The sequence below is a fragment of the Cupriavidus sp. 21MJTG02-4 genome, assembly GCF_057798975.1.
In genome coordinates this window covers 46,267-63,618 of the sequence record NZ_JBYOJP010000002.1, presented here as the reverse complement: position 1 = coordinate 63,618, position 17,352 = coordinate 46,267, and the positions used below count along the sequence as shown (strand labels likewise).

Below are 17,352 nucleotides of genomic sequence, written 5' to 3'. Positions count from 1 at the left end.
TTACTTGCCGACCTGGCTGCGTACATGGCCGACCAGGTCAGCCACGGCCACCTGGGTCGCCTGGGCGTCGCGGCGGCCCTGGTATTCGACCTTGCCTTCCTTCAGGCCACGGTCGCCGACCACCACGCGGTGCGGCACGCCGATCAGTTCCCAGTCGGCGAACATCACGCCCGGGCGCTCGCCACGGTCGTCGAGGATGACGTCGACGCCGGCGGCCAGTAGCTCGGCGTGGATGCGGTCGGCCTCGGCCTTGACGGCCTCGGAGCGGTCATAGCCGACCGGGCACACCACCACCTCGAACGGGGCGATGGCGGCGGGCCAGATGATGCCGCGCTCGTCGAAGTTCTGCTCGATCGCCGCGCCGAGGATACGGGTGACGCCGATGCCGTAGCAGCCCATCTGCATCGGCTGGGTCTTGCCGTTTTCGTCGAGGAAGGTCGCGTTCATGGACTCGGAATAGCGCGTGCCGAGCATGAACACGTGACCGACTTCGATGCCGCGGCAGATTTCCAGCGTGCCCTTGCCGTCTGGCGAGGCATCGCCGGCGACCACGTTGCGCAGGTCGGCCACGACGGGCTCGGGCAGGTCGCGGCCCCAGTTGACGCCGGTGAAGTGGTAGTCGCGGTAGTTGGCGCCGCAGATGAAGTCGCTCATGTTGGCGACGGTGCGGTCGGCCACGACCTTGACCGGCTTCTTCATGTCGATCGGGCCCAGGTAGCCCGGGGGCGAACCGAAGGCTTCGACGATCTCGTTTTCGGTGGCGAAGCGGAACTCGGCCAGGCCCGGCACCTTGGACGCCTTGACCTCGTTCAGTTCGTGGTCGGCGCGGATCAGCAGCAGCCAGATCTGGACGCCGGCGTCGCTTTCCGTGGCCAGCACGATCGACTTGACGTTGCGCTCCAGCGGAACGTTCAGGAATTCGGCTACCTGCTCGCACTTGACCTTCTCCGGGGTGAAGGTCTTGACCAGCTCTTCCTTGGGCGCTGCGCGCTCTGCCACCAGCGGCAGGGCCTCGGCGGCCTCCATGTTGGCGGCGTAGTCGGACGTCGGGCAGTAGACGATGGCGTCTTCGCCGGTGTCGGCGATCACGTGGAATTCATGCGAGCCCGAACCGCCGATGGCGCCGTTATCGGCCGCCACGGCGCGGAATTCCAGGCCGAAGCGCTGGAAAATGCGCACATAGGCGTCGTACATGTTCTGGTACGACTGCTTCAGGCCTTCGGCGTCGCGGTCGAAGGAATAGGCGTCCTTCATCGTGAATTCACGGCCGCGCATGATGCCGAAGCGCGGACGGCGCTCGTCGCGGAACTTGATCTGGATCTGGTAGAAATTGACCGGCAGCTGCTTGTAGCTGCGGATTTCCGAGCGGGCGATGTCCGTGACGACTTCCTCGGACGTCGGCTGCACGGCGAAATCGCGCTCGTGGCGGTCTTTCAGGCGCAGCAGCTCGGGGCCCATCTTGTCCCAGCGGCCGGTTTCCTGCCACAGCTCGGCCGGCTGGATCACGGGCATGGACAATTCCACGGCGCCGGCGCGGTTCATTTCCTCGCGAACGATATTTTCCACCTTGCGGATCGTGCGCAGGCCCACCGGCATGTAGTTGTAAATACCGGCGCCGAGCTTCTTGATCATGCCCGCGCGCATCATCAGCTTGTGCGACACGATTTCCGCGTCGGCGGGGGCTTCTTTCAGGGTGGAAATGAAAAATTGCGAGGCTTTCATCCGAATGTCTTCTCTGGAAACCGGGAATCCCGGTGAATTGGCGGCAGCCATGCCGCGCATAAGCGACTGGAACGCGCCGGCAACTGCCTGAAACTGCCCTTCCCGCTCGGGGAAAACCAGCAGGGCCCCGCCTGAGCCGGGCCGCGCGCATCCTTTATAATCGACGTAATTCTAAAGGATTCGAGGTGCAGTCATGCTCGATCGTGAAGGCTTTCGCCCGAACGTCGGCATCATCCTCATCAACGCACGAAACGAGGTTTTCTGGGGCAAGCGAATCGGCGAGCATTCCTGGCAGTTTCCGCAAGGCGGCATCAAGTACGGCGAAACGCCGGAACAGGCCATGTACCGCGAACTGCATGAGGAGATCGGCCTGCTACCGGAGCACGTCAGGATCGTCGGTCGCACGCGCGACTGGTTGCGCTATGAGGTGCCGGACAAGTTCATCCGCCGCGAGATCCGCGGCCACTATAGAGGCCAGAAACAGATCTGGTTCCTGCTGCGCATGGCGGGCAGGGACTGCGATATCCACCTGCGTGCCACCGACCATCCGGAGTTCGACGCCTGGCGGTGGAGCGACTACTGGGTGCCGCTGGACGCGGTGATCGAGTTCAAGCGCGACGTCTACCAGCTGGCGCTGGGCGAGCTGTCGCGCTTCCTGAACCGGAACTCGCGCGTGCCGCTCAGCCCGTATGGCGTCCATCATGGCCGCCATGGCGGCGGGCAGCGCCGGCCGCCGCAAGCCGTCACGCAGGGCATGCCCGAGGTGCCGGCCGAAGCGGGCGCAGCGGAAGATGCCGCCGTTTTGCCGGCCGCGCCGGCTTCCAACCACACGGAGTCCTGATGAATCGTGTTACCGGCCAGGGCCGCCGCGGCGGCCTGACCGCTGTCGGCCTGTTGCTCGCCGCCGCCTGCCTGGCGCTGGCAGGCTGCAAGACCACCGGCAAGCAAATGCCCGAAGAAGAATCGAAGTGGATCAATCCGTTCGAGCCCAAGACCTTCAAGGAGGAAGAGGCCATCCTGCCGGCACCGCCGCAGGATGCGAACCTGATCCCGTTCTCGGTCAATGGCACCGGCAATCTCACGTTCGCGGTGGACAGCAAGTCGGTGTCGGTCGGCGCGGACAAGGTGGTGCGCTTTACGGTGGTGATCAGCAGCGCCAGCGGCGCACGCAACGTGAACTTCGAAGGCCTGCGCTGCGACGCGTTCGAGCGCAAGATCTACGCGACGCTGCCGGTCGGCGCCAAGGAATGGGTACTCAACCGCGGCGATACACGCGAAGATTGGATCCGCATGCAAACCAGTGCGCGCAACGCCTACGCGGCGACGCTGGCGACCGATTTCTTCTGCGAGGGCCGCACCGTGGCCGGCACGCCGGATGCCATGGTCCGCGACCTGAAGGACCACGCACCGCGGCGCTGAGCCTCTGCAGGCAGAAGGAAAAAAGGGCGATGCCACGGCATCGCCCTTTTCATTTGCACCGTTACCGTATCGCAGACTCAGACCAGTACGAGGTTGTCGCGGTGGATCAGCTCGGGCTCGTTCAGGTGGCCCAGCACCGATTCGATCTCTGACGACGGCTTGCGCGCGATCAGCCGCGCTTCGGCGCTCGAATAGTTGGTGATGCCGCGCGCCACTTCGCGCCCATCGGCGCCGACACAGGCCACCACCTCGCCGCGCGCGAACTCGCCCTGCACTTCGACCACGCCGATCGGCAGCAAGGATTTGCCGCCGCTGGTCAGTTTTTCCACGGCGCCGGCATCGATCATCACGCGGCCGCGCAGCTGCAAGTGATCCGCCATCCACTGCTTGCGCGCGGTCAGACGTCCGGTCGGGGCCAGCAATTGCGTGCCGATGGCCTCCCCGGCGGCCAGGCGTTCGAGTACGTTGGCCTCGCGTCCCGAGGCAATGGTCGTATGCGCGCCGGACTTGGCCGCGCGCTTGGCGGCCAGGATCTTGGTCAGCATGCCGCCGCGGCCGATCGACGTGCCGGCGCCGCCGGCCATCGCTTCCAGCTCGGGCGTGCCGGCCAGCGCCTCGTCGACGAACTCGGCATTCGGGTCCTTGCGCGGATCGGCGGTGTAGAGCCCGCGCTGGTCGGTCAGGATGACCAGCGCGTCGCCTTCGATCAGGTTGGTCACCAGCGCGCCCAGCGTGTCGTTGTCGCCGAACTTGATTTCGTCGGTGACCACGGTGTCGTTCTCGTTGATGATGGGGACCACGCCCAGCGACAGCAGCGTCAGCAACGTGGAGCGCGCGTTCAGGTAGCGCTCGCGGTCGGCCAGGTCGGCGTGGGTGAGCAGGACCTGCGCGGTGCGGATGCCATAGCGGCCGAACTGGCTTTCATAGACTTGCGCCAGGCCCATCTGGCCGACGGCGGCGGCGGCCTGCAGTTCGTGGATTTCACGCGGACGGCGTACCCAGCCCAGGCGCTGCATGCCCTCGGCAATGGCGCCGGAGCTGACCAGCACCACTTCCTTGCCGATCGAGCGCAGCTTGGCGATCTGCGCCGCCCAGCGCGCAATGGCGTCGTAGTCCAACCCCTTGCCGTCGTTGGTAACCAGGCTGGAGCCAACCTTCACGACGATACGTTTTGCCTGGGCAATGACCGATTGCATGGCGAGAAATCCTGTCTCCGGGGGCATTTCTTTGCGTCCCCAATTGTGGTTCCTCGCCCCGCATGGGCGAGGGGAAAAAGCTGGCTTACTGCTCGTGACCTTCCTGGTCGACGTTGTGCCGGCGATCGTCGAGCCGGATGTCGGGCTCGGCCAGTGCGGCAGCTTCTTCGGCCTTGATCGCGGCCAGGTGGTCCTTGATCGCGTAGATCAGCTCGCGGCAGCCTTCGCCGGTGAGCGCCGAGATCTGGAAGACCGGGCCCTTCCACTTGTAGCGCTTGATGAAGTCCTTGGCGCGCGTGGCGCGCTCGTCTTCCGGCACCACGTCGAGCTTGTTCAGCACCAGCCAGCGCGGCTTGTCGTAGAGCGTTTCATCGTACTTCTTCAGCTCGTTGACGATGGCCTTCGCTTCCGCCACCGGATCCACCGCCTCATCGAACGGCGCCAGGTCGACGATATGCAGCAGCAGTCCGGTACGCTGCAGATGGCGCAGGAACTGGTGACCCAGGCCGGCGCCTTCGGCCGCGCCCTCGATCAGGCCCGGAATGTCCGCCACCACGAACGACTGCTCGTGGTCGACGCGCACCACGCCCAGGTTCGGGTGCAGCGTGGTGAACGGATAGTCCGCCACCTTCGGGCGCGCGTTGGAAATATGCGAAATGAATGTCGACTTGCCCGCGTTGGGCATGCCCAGCAGGCCGACGTCGGCCAGCACCTTCAGTTCCAGCTTGAGCATGCGGCGCTCGCCGGGCTTGCCATCCACCTGCTGGCGCGGCGCGCGGTTGGTACTGGACTTGAAATGCAGGTTGCCCCAGCCGCCCATGCCGCCTTCGGCCAGGCAGACCTTCTGGCCGTGCTCGGTCAGGTCGGCGATCAGCTCGCCCGTGTCCATGTCTGTGATCAGCGTGCCGACCGGCATGCGCAGCGTGATGTCCTCGCCGGCGGCGCCGTAGCAGTCGGAGCCCCGGCCGTTTTCACCGTTCCTGGCCACGTGCTTCTTGGCGTAGCGGAAGTCGATCAGGGTATTGATATTGCGGTCCGCCATGGCGAACACGCTGCCGCCCCGGCCACCGTCGCCCCCATCCGGACCACCGAAGGGCACAAACTTCTCGCGCCGGAACGAGGCGCTGCCATTGCCGCCGTTGCCGGCGATGGCTTCGATTCGGGCTTCGTCGATGAACTTCATAGTGGGTTTCCGTGGTGGACCGGGCTACCGACCGGCATTGGCAACTTGCATTGTCGCCAAAAATGAAAAAGCCCCGCAAGCATTGCGGGGCCTTCGTGCTGCAAAGGCTGTTATCAGGCCGCCGGAACGACGCTGACTTGCTGCTTCTTGGCAGGGCCCTTGACAGCGAATTGCACGTGGCCGTCGACCAGTGCAAACAGGGTGTGGTCCTTGCCCACGCCCACGTTGTCACCGGCGTGCACGCGGGTGCCGCGTTGGCGGATGATGATGCCGCCGGCGTTGATGGCCTGGCCACCAAACACCTTCACGCCCAGACGCTTCGATTCTGAATCACGGCCGTTCCGCGTGGAACCGCCGCCTTTTTTCTGTGCCATGTCTTACTCCTGTCGCTTTACCGGGTTACGTTCGAATGATCAGGCGTTGATCGCTTCGATGCGCAGCTCGGTGTAGTTCTGACGATGGCCTTGACGCTTCTGGTAGTGCTTGCGACGGCGCATCTTGAAGATCTTCACCTTGTCGTGACGACCTTGGGAGATAACGGTAGCTTTGACGGAAGCCCCGCTCACCAGCGGCGTACCAAACTTGATTTGGTCGCCGGCGCCCACTGCGAGCACCTGGTCGAGCGTGATTTCTGCGCCAATGTCTGCCGGTATCTGTTCTACTTTAAGTTTTTCGCCAGCAGCAACCTTGTATTGCTTGCCGCCGGTTTTTACGACCGCGTACATTGTCGAACCTCTCGGATGTGAATAAAACGCCGAATGCCGGCACGTCGCGCTTGCATGCTGCCAAGCAGCCCGCCAACGCCTGTGCGGCCCGGTTATCTCCCGCCGGTCGATACCCGCAAGACGGGCAAAACCACCGGAGGAAACCGAGAACTATAAACCAGGCTGGAGAAAAACGCAAAGAAAACAGGCACATAGCCTGTCCGGCGACGCCTTGCGCACTTCTGCGCACGCGTGGATCAGGTCAGATCGGCCAGCAGGAAGCCCGCCAGTGCGGCAAATGCCACCCACCAGGCCGTGCGGCGGGCACTGCGGCGGGACGTGGACTTGTTCATGCCGGAATTATAGACCCCGGCAGCCGCGCCTCCCCCGAACGGGGACTGGACACTGGCGTGAACCACGATGGCATCGCATATAATCGTCCGGTTTTGCGTAACGGTGATCATCTTGACCCAGCCTTCCGCCACTGCCTTGCTTGCCCCGGTCGCTGCAGACATGCGCGCGGTCGATGCAGTCATCCGTCAACGGCTGTCTTCCGAAGTTCCTCTGATCGAGCAGATCGGTGAATACATCATCAGCGCCGGCGGCAAGCGCCTGCGCCCGGTAATCCTGCTGCTGTCGGCCCGCGCCTTCGGCTATGACGGCCACCGCCACCATGAGCTGGCCGCCGTCGTGGAATTCATCCACACCGCCACGCTGCTGCATGACGACGTGGTCGATGAGTCCGAACTGCGCCGGGGCCGCGAGACCGCCAATGCGGTGTTCGGCAACGCCGCCAGCGTGCTGGTGGGCGACTTCCTCTATTCGCGTGCGTTCCAGATGATGGTCGATGCCGGCAGCATGCGCATCATGGAAATCCTGTCGAATGCGACCAACGTGATCGCCGAGGGCGAAGTGCTGCAACTGCTGAACATGCACGATCCCGACGTCACGGTGGAGCGCTACCTGCAGGTGATCCGCTACAAGACCGCAAAGCTGTTCGAGGCCGCGGCACAGCTCGGCGCCGTGCTCGCGGGTGCGGACGCCACCATGGAAGAAGCCGCAGCCGAGTACGGTCGCCGCATCGGTACTGCGTTCCAGCTGATCGACGACATGCTGGACTACACCGCCAGCGCCGAGCAGATGGGCAAGAATGCCGGCGACGACCTGCGCGAAGGCAAGCCCACGCTGCCGCTGCTGCATCTGCTGGAGCACGGCACGCCGGAGCAGCGCGCCCTGGCGCGCGAAGCCATCGTGCAGGGCGGCACCGAGCATTTCGACGCGGTGTTCTCGGCCATCCATGCGAGCGGCGCGCTCGATGTCACCTTCGAAGCCGCGCGCCGCGAGGCCGAGGCCGCAGAAAAGGCCGCCCAGCAGTTTCCGCCTTCGGAACTGAAGGACACGCTGATTGCGCTGTGCGCGTTCTCGCTGCAGCGCCAATCCTGAAACCGCTGAAGCCCTCTTCCCATTTGGGAGAAACGCTGCTAGACTTACGTTCTTTGCTGCTGACCGGCAACGGTGAGCGACAAAGACAAAATTCGGGGTGTAGCTTAGCCTGGTAGAGCGCTACGTTCGGGACGTAGAGGCCGGAGGTTCGAATCCTCTCACCCCGACCAGAATTCACGGCCACGCAGTTTGGGGCCAGCAAAAAGCCGCACAGCAATGTGCGGCTTTTTTGTTTTGGCGCCGGCATCTCACGGCCCCGATCCGTCTTCCTTTCCTTCTCCTCCATACTCCCCGCGCCAGTAGGGTTGCATCCGTGTCGCACAAATGCCGACATGGCCCTTTGTCGCCTTTACAAAAAGTGACCCCAGCGGCAAACTGCGCCGATCCGGGGGCCCATGGCCCCAACGGGCGCTCGCGGGCGCCTGCACCACCTGGTTCCTGCCATGACACTTGGTCTCGCCCTAGCACAGAGCCGTCGCATCGCGCCCGCACTGCTCGCCCAACTCGAACAGTCGGCGCGCGAAAAGAAGACGCAGCTGATCGACGAGATCGTTGGCAGCGGCACGATGACTGCGCATGACGTTGCGCTGTTCGCGGCGGACAAATACCAGTTGCCGCTGCTCGACCTGGCGCAGTACAACCTGAACAAGGTTCCGCCAGCGCTGGCGGGCAACCGCGAATTCCACGCCCATCGGCTGCTGCCGCTTGGCCGTCGCGAGAACCGCCTGGTGGTGGGCATCTCCGACCCATCCAACCAGGCCGGCCTCGACGCGATCAAGCAGAAGTACAACCTGCCGCTCGACACCGTGGTGGTGGAGCACGACAAGCTGATGAAGCACGTGCGCTCCGCCGGGGAAGCCGCGGGGACGCTCAAGGACATCGCGCCCGGGACGTCCAACGAGCGCAAGCTGATCGAGTACGACCCGGTGGCCGCCGCCGCGCAGCGCAACCGCACCGCCACCAGCGACATCGACGACGCGCCGGTCGTGCGCTTCCTGCAGAAGCTGCTGACCGAGGCCTTCCACCGTGGCGCATCGGACCTTCACTTCGAGCCGTTCGAGACCTTCTACCGCGTGCGCTTCCGCGTGGACGGGGTGCTGCAGGAGGTGGCACGCCCGCCGCTCGATATCCGCGACAAGATCGCCACGCGCATCAAGGTGCTGTCGCGCCTGGACATCTCTGAAAAGCGCGTGCCGCAGGACGGCCGCATGAAGCTGCTGATTCCGCTGCCGCAAGGCAAGGACGCCAAGGAAATCGTCGAGAAGGCGGTGGACTTCCGCGTGTCGACGCTGCCCACGCTCTTCGGCGAGAAGATCGTGATGCGTATCCTGGAGTCGTCGAGCGACAAGCTGGACATCGACCAGCTTGGCTACGAGCCCCAGCAGAAGGCGCTGCTGATGGACACCATCAAGCGCCCCTACGGCATGATCCTGGTCACCGGTCCGACCGGCAGCGGCAAGACCGTTTCGCTTTATACGTTCCTGAACCTGCTGAACCAGGGCGACATCAATATCTCGACGGCCGAAGACCCGGCCGAAATCCAGTTGCCCGGCATCAACCAGGTCAACGTCAACGACAAGGCCGGCCTGACCTTCGCCGCGGCGCTGCGCTCGTTCCTGCGCCAGGATCCGGACATCATCATGGTCGGCGAAATCCGCGACCTGGAAACCGCCGACATCTCGATCAAGGCCGCGCAGACCGGCCACCTGGTGCTGTCCACGCTGCACACCAACGATGCGCCGACCACGCTGACGCGCCTGATGAACATGGGCGTGGCGCCGTTCAATATCGCCTCGAGCGTGCTGCTGATCACGGCGCAGCGGCTGGCGCGGCGGCTGTGCACGTGCAAGCGCGCGGGTTCGATCCCGAACGAGGCGTTGCTCGAGGCCGGCTTCAAGGAAAGCCAGATCGACGGCAGCTGGCAGCCTTACCATCCGGTCGGGTGCGAGCGCTGCAATGGCAGCGGCTACAAGGGACGCTGCGGCATCTACCAGGTCATGCCGATCACCGAGGCGATGCAGCAGATCATCCTGTCGCACGGCACGGCGCTGCAGATTGCCGAACAGGCGCGTCGCGACGGCGTGCTATCTTTGCGGGAAGCCGGCTTGCTGAAGGTCAAGCAGGGGGTCACGTCACTCGAAGAAGTGCTGGCCACAACGAATACGTAAAACAACAGACGTTCATGTCGGGGGTCAATCATGGCAACGCGCGCACCAGCTGCGGGCGCACGGGCGGCAGCGCCGTCACGCGCGAAAGCAGGACGTAAGGCACCCACGCAGTACATCTTCGAGTGGGAAGGCAAGGACCGCAAAGGCAAGACGTTCACCGGGGAACAGCGGGCCGAAAACCAGGCCGAGGTCACGGCGACCCTGCGCAAGCAGGGCCTCACCGTGGTCAAGATGAAAAAGCGCAAGGCAGCGCGCGGCAAGAAGATTACCCAGAAAGACATTGCGTATTTCACGCGCCAGCTTTCCACCATGCTCAAGGCCGGCATTCCGCTGCTGCAGTCGATCGACATCATCGCGCGCGGCCACGCCAACCCGAATTTCACGCAACTGCTGTCGGACATCCGTTTCGACATCGAATCCGGCAGCAGCATGGCGCAGGCCTTCCGCCGTCACCCGCGCTATTTCGACACGCTGTACTGCAACCTGATCGACGCTGGTGAACAGGGCGGTATCCTCGATTCCCTGCTGGAGCGCCTGTCGCTCTACATGGAAAAGACCATCGCGCTGAAGAGCCAGATCAAGTCCGCGATGATCTACCCGATCGCGGTGCTGACCGTGGCCTTTGCCGTCACGGTGATCCTGATGCTGTTCGTGATCCCGGCCTTCAAGGGCGTGTTCTCGAGCTTCGGCGCCAACCTGCCGGCGCCCACGCTGGTGGTGATCGCGATCTCTGACTTCTTCGTCTCGTACTGGTACATCGTCATTGGCATACCGGTGGGCGGCGTTGCGCTCTATATACGCGCCCTGAAGAAGTCGGAGAAAGTCCAGCGCAGCACCGACCGCATGATGCTGAAGCTGCCCATCTTCGGCAGCCTGTTCCGCAAGGCCGTGATCGCACGCTGGACGCGTACGCTCGCCACCATGTTCGCGGCCGGCACGCCGCTGGTGGAATCGATGGAATCCGTGGCTGGCGCCGCCGGCAACTGGGTCTACTACGACGCCACGCGCGAGATCGAACAGGCGGTGCGCATCGGTACCAGCCTGACCAACGCCATGCAGGCCACGCACGTGTTCGACAACATGGTGCTGCAGATGACCCAGATCGGCGAGGAGTCGGGCGCGCTCGACAACATGCTGCTCAAGGTGGCCGAATTCTACGAACGCGAGGTCGACGATGCCGTGGCGGCCATTTCGAGCCTGATCGAGCCGCTGATCATCGTGGTGCTGGGCGTGCTCATCGGCGGCATGGTGGTGGCGATGTACCTGCCGATCTTCAAGCTGGGACAGGTGGTGTAATCGATGAATCCGGTATTCCCCGCCGGCGGCTCCGCTGTGCTGCCGGCGCTGGCCGCGCTGCCGCCGTCGTTCCTGCTCGCCGCAGCGGCCATCCTTGGCTTGCTGGTGGGCAGCTTCCTGAACGTGGTGATCCACCGGATGCCGCGCATGATGGAGTATGACGAAGCCAACTACATCGCCGAGCTGCGCGGCGATCCCCTGCCCTACCCCGAACGCTACAACCTGATGGTGCCGAGGTCGGCGTGCCCGCATTGCGGCCACGCCATCGCCGCCTGGGAGAACATTCCCGTCATCAGCTATCTCTTCCTGCGCGGGCGCTGCGCGTCCTGCAAGGCGCCGATCGGCGTGCGCTATCCGCTGGTGGAACTGGCTTGCGGCGTGCTCAGTGCGCTGGCCGCCTGGCACTTCGGACCGACCTGGCAAGGCGTGGCCGCCCTGGTGCTGCTGTGGTCGCTGCTGGCGCTGACGATGATCGATGCCGACACGCAACTGCTGCCCGACCAGATCACGCTGCCGCTGGTGTGGCTGGGGCTGCTGCTCAACCTGGGCGGGCTGTTCGTGCCGCTGGCCGATGCGGTGATCGGTGCCGTGGCGGGCTACCTGCTGCTGTGGTCCGCCTACTGGGCGTTCAAGCTGGTGCGCGGCAAGGAAGGCATGGGCTATGGCGACTTCAAGCTGATGGCGGCGCTGGGCGCCTGGTTCGGCTGGCAGGCGCTGCCGACGCTGGTCTTGCTGTCTTCGGTGGTCGGCGTGGTGTTTGGCGTGGCCAGCATCGCGCTGCGCCGCCAGGGCCGCGACACGCCGTTCCCGTTCGGCCCGTTCATTGCCGGCGCCGGCGTGCTGGTGCTGTTCTTCGGGCCGGGCGTGCTGCCGCTGCCGACGCCGTGAGGGACGGCCCGCGCCGCGCCAAGCTGGTATCGTTCGGCCATTGGAACCACGGAACCTGACATGCTGGAGATCGGACTGACAGGCGGCATCGGCAGCGGCAAGACGCGCGTGGCCGACATGTTCGCCGCGCGCGGCGCCGCCTTGATCGACACCGACCTGCTTGCCCACGAGATCACCGCGCCGGGCGGGCAGGCCATTCCCGCGCTGGTCGAGGCCTTCGGCCCGCAGTGCCTGCGCGCGGACGGCGCCATGAACCGCGATGCCATGCGCGCGCTGGTCTTTGCCGACCCTGCCGCCAAGGCCCGGCTCGAAGGCATCACCCATCCGCTGATCCGAGAACTGACCACGGCCCGCGCCAAGAGCATTGCCGATGCCGGCGAGCATCCGTACCTGATCTACGTCGTGCCGCTGCTGGTCGAATCCGGCGCATGGGTCGAGCGCGTCGGGCGCGTGCTGGTAGTGGATTGCAGCGAGGAGACGCAGATCGCGCGCGTCATGGCGCGCAATGGCTTCAGCCGCGAGCAGGTGCTGGCCATCATGGCGAAACAGGCGACGCGGGCGCAGCGGCTGGCCGTGGCCAACGATGTGGTCGACAACGACGGGCCGGTCGAGGCACTCACCGCACAGGTTGACCTGCTGGACCAGACCTATCGCGCGTTGTCAGCCGCCGGCGTCACGCGCACCTGATCCAGGGCACAAGCAGGCACCGCTCTGCTCGCTGGCTCGGCGCATGATGCACATTGCATTGTCCTCGCAGCCCGTCTCGCATAGAATGCGCTGGATCATAACGCGAAATGCGTGGACGGCCGCGGCTGCCACGCATTCCTGACGTTCCCCGGGCCACGCCCGCACCGGGACGCTCCCACGGGAGCGCCGCCTCAGCGCTGCACGGACATAGCACTTGATCCTGTACGAATATCCTTTCAACGAACGCATCAGGATGCTGCTGCGCCTGGAGGACCTGTTCGATCGGCTGGATTACTTCCTCGGCCAGGAACACGCTCTGCAGCACCATGTCGCACTGACCACGCTGTTCGAGATCATCGACGTGGCCGGCCGCGCCGATCTCAAGACCGACCTGATCAAGGAACTGGAACGCCAGCGCCAGGCGCTGACCGCTTTGCGCGTCAATCCCCAGATCGACCAGGAAGCGCTGGACGCCGTTATCGGCGAGATCGAGCAAGGCATAGGCATGCTCAACCAGACCGTGGGAAAGGCGGGCCAGCTGCTGGCCGACAACGAGTGGCTGACCAGCATCCGCAGCCGCGCGATCATTCCGGGCGGCACCTGCGAGTTCGACCTGCCGGCCTACTATGCCTGGCAGCATCGTCCGGCCGAAGAACGCCGCGCCGATATCCTGAAATGGGCCAGGCCGCTGGTGGCGCTGCGCGCCGGGACTTCGACGGTATTGCGCCTGCTGCGCGAATCGGGCCAGAGCGGCAAGGTGATCGCCACGGGCGGCAGCTACCAGCAGATGCTATCGGGCCGCAGCTACCAGCTGATGCAGGTGCACCTCGATGACTCGCTGCTGGCCTTTATCCCCGAGATGAGCGCCAACAAGTACATGCTGTGGGTCCGCTTTACGCAGCAGGACGGCGACCTGCGCCCGCGCTCGGTCGACGCCGACATCCCGTTCCTGCTCAAGCTCTGCAATTTCTGAAGTCATGCCTGCCGTCGTCAAATGTCCCACCTGCGGCACCAAGGTGGAATGGATTCCCGAAAACAAGTTCCGCCCGTTCTGCTCCGAGCGCTGCAGGCAGATCGACCTGGGCGCCTGGGCGTCCGAGAAGTACGTGATCGGCAGCAAACCCGACGAAACCCCGTCGCCGGACCTGCCGGAAGACGAAGACGACTGAGCCGGGACGACCGGAGTCGGCCCGTCCGCTCAGTGCGCCGCGGCCAGCACGCGGCGGTAGAACCCCACGCACACCAGCACGAACACCGCCAGGCCGAGCCATTCGGCCGTCACGGCAAAGCCCTCGCCCACCACGGCCAGCGGCGCGTCCTTGCCTGACAGGCCGATCACGGCCGCCAGCAGCACCCCGATCAGGCTTTCCCCGACGATCAGGCCCGAGGCCAGCAGCGTACCGCGGCGTTCGGCATGTTCCAGCGCCAGCTTGACGTCATCGCCACGTGCGACCGCGCGGCGGCGCTCGGCGCGCAGCAGCAGCCACGCCAGCACGGCGCCCACCACCAGCGCCGAACTGATCGTCGGCGGCAGGTAGATGCCGATGCCCACGGCCAGCACCGGCAGGCGTGCGGTACCGCCCCGGCGGCGCAGCATCTCGTCGATCGCGATCAGCACCACGCCGAGCGCAATGCCGGTCAGGATCATGTTCCAGTTGAGCTTGTGCGTGAAGATGCCGGTGGCAATCGCCGTCATCAGCGTGGCCTGCGGGGCGGCCAGCGCTTGCCCCGGGTCCATGCCCGCGCGCGGCAGCGCACCGGCAAAGCCGTAGGCGTTGTAGAGCAGGTCGAGCACCGGCGGGATCACTGCCGCGCCCACCGCGCAACCGATCAGCAGCGCCACCTGCTGGCGCCACGGCGTGGCGCCTACGAGCCAGCCGGTCTTCAGGTCCTGGAGGTTATCGTTGGAGATGGTGGCTACGGCCAGCACGGCGGCGGTCGTGAAGATGGCCAGCGCAATCGCGAACTTGCCGCCTTCCGGCGTATCGAGCAGGCCGTCGGCGGTGCCGATCGCCAGGATCAGCAGCGACACCAGGATCACCGCGATGATGCCGATGCCCGAGATCGGGCTGGCCGACGAACCGACCAGGCCAGCCATGTAGCCGCAGGCCGCGGCCACCAGGAATCCGAACACGAAGGCAAACAGCACCGCGCAGGCCACCAACTGCCAGCGCGCCCCAGCATCCACCGGTGCCGGCATCATGAAATAGGCGAACGTGGCCGCCAGGACCAGGGCCAGGACGACGGCCAGGATGCCGATCCAGCGCACCGGCATGTCCTTCTGCGTGCGCGGCATGTCCGCACCGCCCGCTCCGGCGCCCTTGATCGCGCCGAGCGACGCACGGATGCCATCGAGCATCGGCTGCGCCAGCGTGATCAGCGTCCAGATCGCGGCGATGCCGATGGTGCCCGCGCCGATGAAGCGCACCTGCGTGCTCCACACCATCGTGCCGAACGCCTGCAACGTGGCGCCTTCCGGGCGCGGCGTGATGGCGGTCAGCCAGGGCACCGCAATGCCCCAGGTCAGCAGCAGCCCGAGCAGCATGGCCAGCCCTCCTACGATGCCGACCAGGTAGCCGGCGCCGACCAGCGCCAGCGAGAACCCCATCGAGAAGCGCACCACCGATGCCCCGGCGGCAAGCCACAGATTGGCGCCTTCGGCCAGCAGTCGCAGGCCGCCCGCGGCAAAGCTGAACACACCCGCGACGAGGCCTCCAGCCATCAGGTCGGCCAGTCCGGTGCCCTGCTGCTTCGCGCCCGGCGCCGTGTCCTGCCCCGCGCTGCCCACGCGCAGGATCTCGGCGGCGGCCACGCCTTCCGGATAAGGCAGTTCGCTCTGCACCACCATCGCATGGCGCAGCGGGATGCTGAACAGCACGCCGAGCATGCCGCCGGCCGCGCAGATCGACAGCGTCTGCCAGAATGGAAAGCCCTGCCAGTAGCCGAGCATCACCAGGCCCGGCAGCACAAAGATGATCGACGACAGGGTGCCCGCGGCCGAGGCCTGCGTCTGCACCATGTTGTTTTCGAGGATATTGGCGCCCGGGAACAGCCGCAGCACCGCCATCGAGATGACGGCCGCGGGAATCGCCGAGGAGAAGGTCAGCCCGACCTTGAGGCCGAGGTAGATATTGGAGGCGGTGAACACCACCGTGATCAGCGCCCCCAGGATGATGCCGCGCAGGGTCAGCTCAGGCAGGGAAATATCGTCGGCAACGCGATCTGCACGCAGCATACGGGCTCCTTTCTTGCTGTTTTTGTGTCGGCGCAATCACGGGCGCCGCGACCGCAGGGGCGCGGGTACTGCTCAGATTGTCAGGCGGGCCGGGATTCCTCGCCGAGCCATTCGACCACCGGGATGGTAGCCGGCAGCAGCGGTTCGACCGTCACCGGCACGGTCTGCCACGAAAACGCCTGGCCTTCGCGTCCGACGGGATCGCCGCGCCAGGCCGTGACCTTGCAGAAATGCAGCCGCACGTAGGCGTGCGGGTAGTCGTGTTCGAGCACGTGCCAGCGCACGCAGGCGGTGATATCGAGGCCCAGTTCCTCATGGAGCTCCCGCGCGAGCGCGGCTTCCACGGTCTCGCCCGGTTCAAGCTTGCCGCCCGGGAATTCCCAGTAGCCCTCGTACGGCTTGCCGGCCGGGCGCTGCGCCAGCAGGAAGCGGCCGTCAGGCTGCACCAGCACGCCCACGGCCACCTCGGTGACCTTGCGCGGCGTGGCCGTGTCTTGCGCCTGCGCTTGCGTCATGCGCCCTCCACGTCGGCGATGAACGGCTTGCCATGCTTGCCGCCCCAGTCGCGCGCAAACTGCCAGGCCACGCGGCCCGAGCGCGAGCCGCGCTCCAGCGCCCACACCAGCGCATCGCCGCGCGCGGCGGCAATGTCCTCGTCCGTGCAGCCAAAATGCTTGAGCCAGTGACCGACGATGGACAGGTACTCGTCCTGCTTGGGCGGGTAGAACGACAACCACAGGCCGAAGCGCTCGGACAGCGAGATCTTTTCCTCCACCACTTCGCCGGGATGGATTTCGCCGTCTTCCGTGTGGCGATAGGACTCGTTGTCCTTCATATACTCGGGCAGCAGGTGGCGGCGGTTGGACGTGGCGTACACCAGCACATTGTCCGACTGCGCGGCCACCGAGCCGTCCAGCGCCGACTTGAGCGCCTTGTAGCCCGATTCGCCATCCTCGAACGACAGGTCGTCGCAGAAGATCACGAAGCGCTCCGGACGCTGCGCGACCTGCTCGACGATATCGCCAAGGTCGCCCAGGTCGCTCTTGTCCACTTCCACCAGCCGCAGGCCATCCTTGCCGAAGGCATTGAGGCAGGCCTTGATCAGCGACGACTTGCCGGTGCCGCGCGCACCGGTCAGCAGCACGTTGTTGGCCGGCAGCCGGTTCACGAACTGGCGCGTGTTGCCGACGATGGCGTCCTTCTGGCGCTCGATGTTCTTGAGGTCATCGAGGTGGATCGGCGGCAGCTGGCGCACCGGCTGCAGGTAGCCGATATTGCCGAACAGGCTCTGCCGCTTGCGCCAGCGGAACGCTACCGCCTCCTGCCAGTCCGCTTCCGTCAGTTGCGGCGGCAGCCACTGTTCGAGTCGGGAGAGGAAGTTGTCGAGGCGGGAGGCGAGGTCAGACATGGC

Annotated in this window: 18 protein-coding genes and 1 tRNA gene; 10 read left to right on the top strand and 9 right to left on the bottom strand. The window is 65.4% G+C overall.

Translation table 11 applies throughout. The features are described from left to right. Entirely contained in the window at positions 1-1,722 is a 1,722-nt protein-coding gene (locus tag AC3FKH_RS03525; RefSeq protein WP_488672981.1) for a proline--tRNA ligase, read from the bottom strand. Between the two features lie 193 nt (positions 1,723-1,915). On the opposite strand from AC3FKH_RS03525, the gene AC3FKH_RS03520 reads away from it, so the two are divergent. Then, on the top strand, positions 1,916-2,563 hold the full coding sequence (locus AC3FKH_RS03520) for an RNA pyrophosphohydrolase (protein ID WP_488672980.1): 648 nt from the start codon (positions 1,916-1,918) through the stop codon (positions 2,561-2,563). After that, complete coding sequence (locus AC3FKH_RS03515; RefSeq protein WP_488672978.1) at positions 2,563-3,141, top strand: CNP1-like family protein; 579 nt, start codon at positions 2,563-2,565, stop codon at positions 3,139-3,141. The genes AC3FKH_RS03520 and AC3FKH_RS03515 overlap by 1 nt, the downstream gene beginning before the upstream one ends. 77 nt (positions 3,142-3,218) lie before the next feature. Here AC3FKH_RS03515 and proB read toward each other — a convergent pair whose 3' ends face one another. From proB to AC3FKH_RS03490, 5 genes are all read right to left on the bottom strand, one after another. Further along, positions 3,219-4,337, bottom strand: a complete 1,119-nt coding sequence (gene proB / locus AC3FKH_RS03510) for a glutamate 5-kinase (protein ID WP_483730432.1) — start codon at positions 4,335-4,337, stop codon at positions 3,219-3,221. 85 nt (positions 4,338-4,422) lie between these two features. Beyond that, positions 4,423-5,520 (bottom strand): GTPase ObgE, encoded by a 1,098-nt coding sequence (gene obgE, locus AC3FKH_RS03505; protein WP_488672976.1) that lies wholly within the window; start codon positions 5,518-5,520, stop codon positions 4,423-4,425. A 113-nt stretch (positions 5,521-5,633) separates the two neighbouring features. After that, entirely contained in the window at positions 5,634-5,894 is a 261-nt protein-coding gene (gene rpmA, locus AC3FKH_RS03500) for a 50S ribosomal protein L27 (protein ID WP_010814747.1), read from the bottom strand. A 39-nt stretch (positions 5,895-5,933) separates the two neighbouring features. After that, positions 5,934-6,245: a 50S ribosomal protein L21 gene (rplU, locus tag AC3FKH_RS03495; protein ID WP_011299103.1), complete on the bottom strand. Its 312-nt coding sequence runs from the start codon at positions 6,243-6,245 to the stop codon at positions 5,934-5,936. Between the two features lie 236 nt (positions 6,246-6,481). Then, the gene (locus AC3FKH_RS03490) at positions 6,482-6,688 is read right to left on the bottom strand and encodes a hypothetical protein (RefSeq protein ID WP_488672972.1); all 207 of its coding nucleotides are present in this window, start codon (positions 6,686-6,688) and stop codon (positions 6,482-6,484) included. A gap of 49 nt (positions 6,689-6,737) precedes the next feature. Here AC3FKH_RS03490 and ispB point away from each other — a divergent pair, with 49 nt between their 5' ends. From ispB to AC3FKH_RS03450, 8 genes are all read left to right on the top strand, one after another. Next, positions 6,738-7,667: an octaprenyl diphosphate synthase gene (gene ispB / locus AC3FKH_RS03485; protein ID WP_483711544.1), complete on the top strand. Its 930-nt coding sequence runs from the start codon at positions 6,738-6,740 to the stop codon at positions 7,665-7,667. A 93-nt stretch (positions 7,668-7,760) separates the two neighbouring features. After that, a tRNA-Pro gene (locus tag AC3FKH_RS03480) sits at positions 7,761-7,837 on the top strand. A gap of 273 nt (positions 7,838-8,110) precedes the next feature. After that, entirely contained in the window at positions 8,111-9,835 is a 1,725-nt protein-coding gene (pilB, locus tag AC3FKH_RS03475; protein ID WP_488672970.1) for a type IV-A pilus assembly ATPase PilB, read from the top strand. A gap of 30 nt (positions 9,836-9,865) precedes the next feature. Next, positions 9,866-11,131 (top strand): type II secretion system F family protein, encoded by a 1,266-nt coding sequence (locus tag AC3FKH_RS03470; RefSeq protein WP_483730435.1) that lies wholly within the window; start codon positions 9,866-9,868, stop codon positions 11,129-11,131. A gap of 3 nt (positions 11,132-11,134) precedes the next feature. Then, positions 11,135-12,019, top strand: coding sequence for a prepilin peptidase (locus AC3FKH_RS03465; protein WP_488672968.1), 885 nt, complete (start codon positions 11,135-11,137; stop codon positions 12,017-12,019). Between the two features lie 60 nt (positions 12,020-12,079). Continuing rightward, positions 12,080-12,706 carry a dephospho-CoA kinase gene (gene coaE / locus AC3FKH_RS03460; protein ID WP_488672966.1) on the top strand — a complete coding sequence of 209 codons (627 nt, stop codon included), beginning with the start codon at positions 12,080-12,082 and terminating at the stop codon, positions 12,704-12,706. A gap of 214 nt (positions 12,707-12,920) precedes the next feature. Then, entirely contained in the window at positions 12,921-13,679 is a 759-nt protein-coding gene (gene zapD, locus AC3FKH_RS03455) for a cell division protein ZapD (RefSeq protein ID WP_488672963.1), read from the top strand. Positions 13,680-13,683: 4 nt separating this feature from the next. Continuing rightward, the gene (locus AC3FKH_RS03450) at positions 13,684-13,875 is read left to right on the top strand and encodes a DNA gyrase inhibitor YacG (RefSeq protein ID WP_483709408.1); all 192 of its coding nucleotides are present in this window, start codon (positions 13,684-13,686) and stop codon (positions 13,873-13,875) included. Positions 13,876-13,904: 29 nt separating this feature from the next. On the opposite strand, the gene AC3FKH_RS03445 is transcribed toward AC3FKH_RS03450, so the two are convergent. From AC3FKH_RS03445 to AC3FKH_RS03435, 3 genes are all read right to left on the bottom strand, one after another. Then, positions 13,905-15,941, bottom strand: coding sequence for an OPT family oligopeptide transporter (locus tag AC3FKH_RS03445; RefSeq protein WP_488672961.1), 2,037 nt, complete (start codon positions 15,939-15,941; stop codon positions 13,905-13,907). An 80-nt stretch (positions 15,942-16,021) separates the two neighbouring features. Continuing rightward, the gene (locus AC3FKH_RS03440) at positions 16,022-16,456 is read right to left on the bottom strand and encodes an NUDIX domain-containing protein (RefSeq protein WP_488672959.1); all 435 of its coding nucleotides are present in this window, start codon (positions 16,454-16,456) and stop codon (positions 16,022-16,024) included. Continuing rightward, positions 16,453-17,349: an ATP-binding protein gene (locus tag AC3FKH_RS03435; protein ID WP_488672958.1), complete on the bottom strand. Its 897-nt coding sequence runs from the start codon at positions 17,347-17,349 to the stop codon at positions 16,453-16,455. Before AC3FKH_RS03435 ends, AC3FKH_RS03440 begins: the two co-directional genes overlap by 4 nt. Between the last annotated feature and the right edge of the window lie 3 nt (positions 17,350-17,352).

Coding starts and splice junctions, on each gene's coding strand:
- AC3FKH_RS03525 (WP_488672981.1), bottom strand. CDS start 1,722: ATGAAAGCCTCGCAATTTTTCATTTCCACCCTGAAAGAAGCCCCCGCC.
- AC3FKH_RS03520 (WP_488672980.1), top strand. CDS start 1,916: ATGCTCGATCGTGAAGGCTTTCGCCCGAACGTCGGCATCATCCTCATC.
- AC3FKH_RS03515 (WP_488672978.1), top strand. CDS start 2,563: ATGAATCGTGTTACCGGCCAGGGCCGCCGCGGCGGCCTGACCGCTGTC.
- proB (WP_483730432.1), bottom strand. CDS start 4,337: ATGCAATCGGTCATTGCCCAGGCAAAACGTATCGTCGTGAAGGTTGGC.
- obgE (WP_488672976.1), bottom strand. CDS start 5,520: ATGAAGTTCATCGACGAAGCCCGAATCGAAGCCATCGCCGGCAACGGC.
- rpmA (WP_010814747.1), bottom strand. CDS start 5,894: ATGGCACAGAAAAAAGGCGGCGGTTCCACGCGGAACGGCCGTGATTCA.
- rplU (WP_011299103.1), bottom strand. CDS start 6,245: ATGTACGCGGTCGTAAAAACCGGCGGCAAGCAATACAAGGTTGCTGCT.
- AC3FKH_RS03490 (WP_488672972.1), bottom strand. CDS start 6,688: ATGATCACCGTTACGCAAAACCGGACGATTATATGCGATGCCATCGTG.
- ispB (WP_483711544.1), top strand. CDS start 6,738: ATGCGCGCGGTCGATGCAGTCATCCGTCAACGGCTGTCTTCCGAAGTT.
- pilB (WP_488672970.1), top strand. CDS start 8,111: ATGACACTTGGTCTCGCCCTAGCACAGAGCCGTCGCATCGCGCCCGCA.
- AC3FKH_RS03470 (WP_483730435.1), top strand. CDS start 9,866: ATGGCAACGCGCGCACCAGCTGCGGGCGCACGGGCGGCAGCGCCGTCA.
- AC3FKH_RS03465 (WP_488672968.1), top strand. CDS start 11,135: ATGAATCCGGTATTCCCCGCCGGCGGCTCCGCTGTGCTGCCGGCGCTG.
- coaE (WP_488672966.1), top strand. CDS start 12,080: ATGCTGGAGATCGGACTGACAGGCGGCATCGGCAGCGGCAAGACGCGC.
- AC3FKH_RS03450 (WP_483709408.1), top strand. CDS start 13,684: ATGCCTGCCGTCGTCAAATGTCCCACCTGCGGCACCAAGGTGGAATGG.
- AC3FKH_RS03445 (WP_488672961.1), bottom strand. CDS start 15,941: ATGCTGCGTGCAGATCGCGTTGCCGACGATATTTCCCTGCCTGAGCTG.
- AC3FKH_RS03440 (WP_488672959.1), bottom strand. CDS start 16,456: ATGACGCAAGCGCAGGCGCAAGACACGGCCACGCCGCGCAAGGTCACC.
- AC3FKH_RS03435 (WP_488672958.1), bottom strand. CDS start 17,349: ATGTCTGACCTCGCCTCCCGCCTCGACAACTTCCTCTCCCGACTCGAA.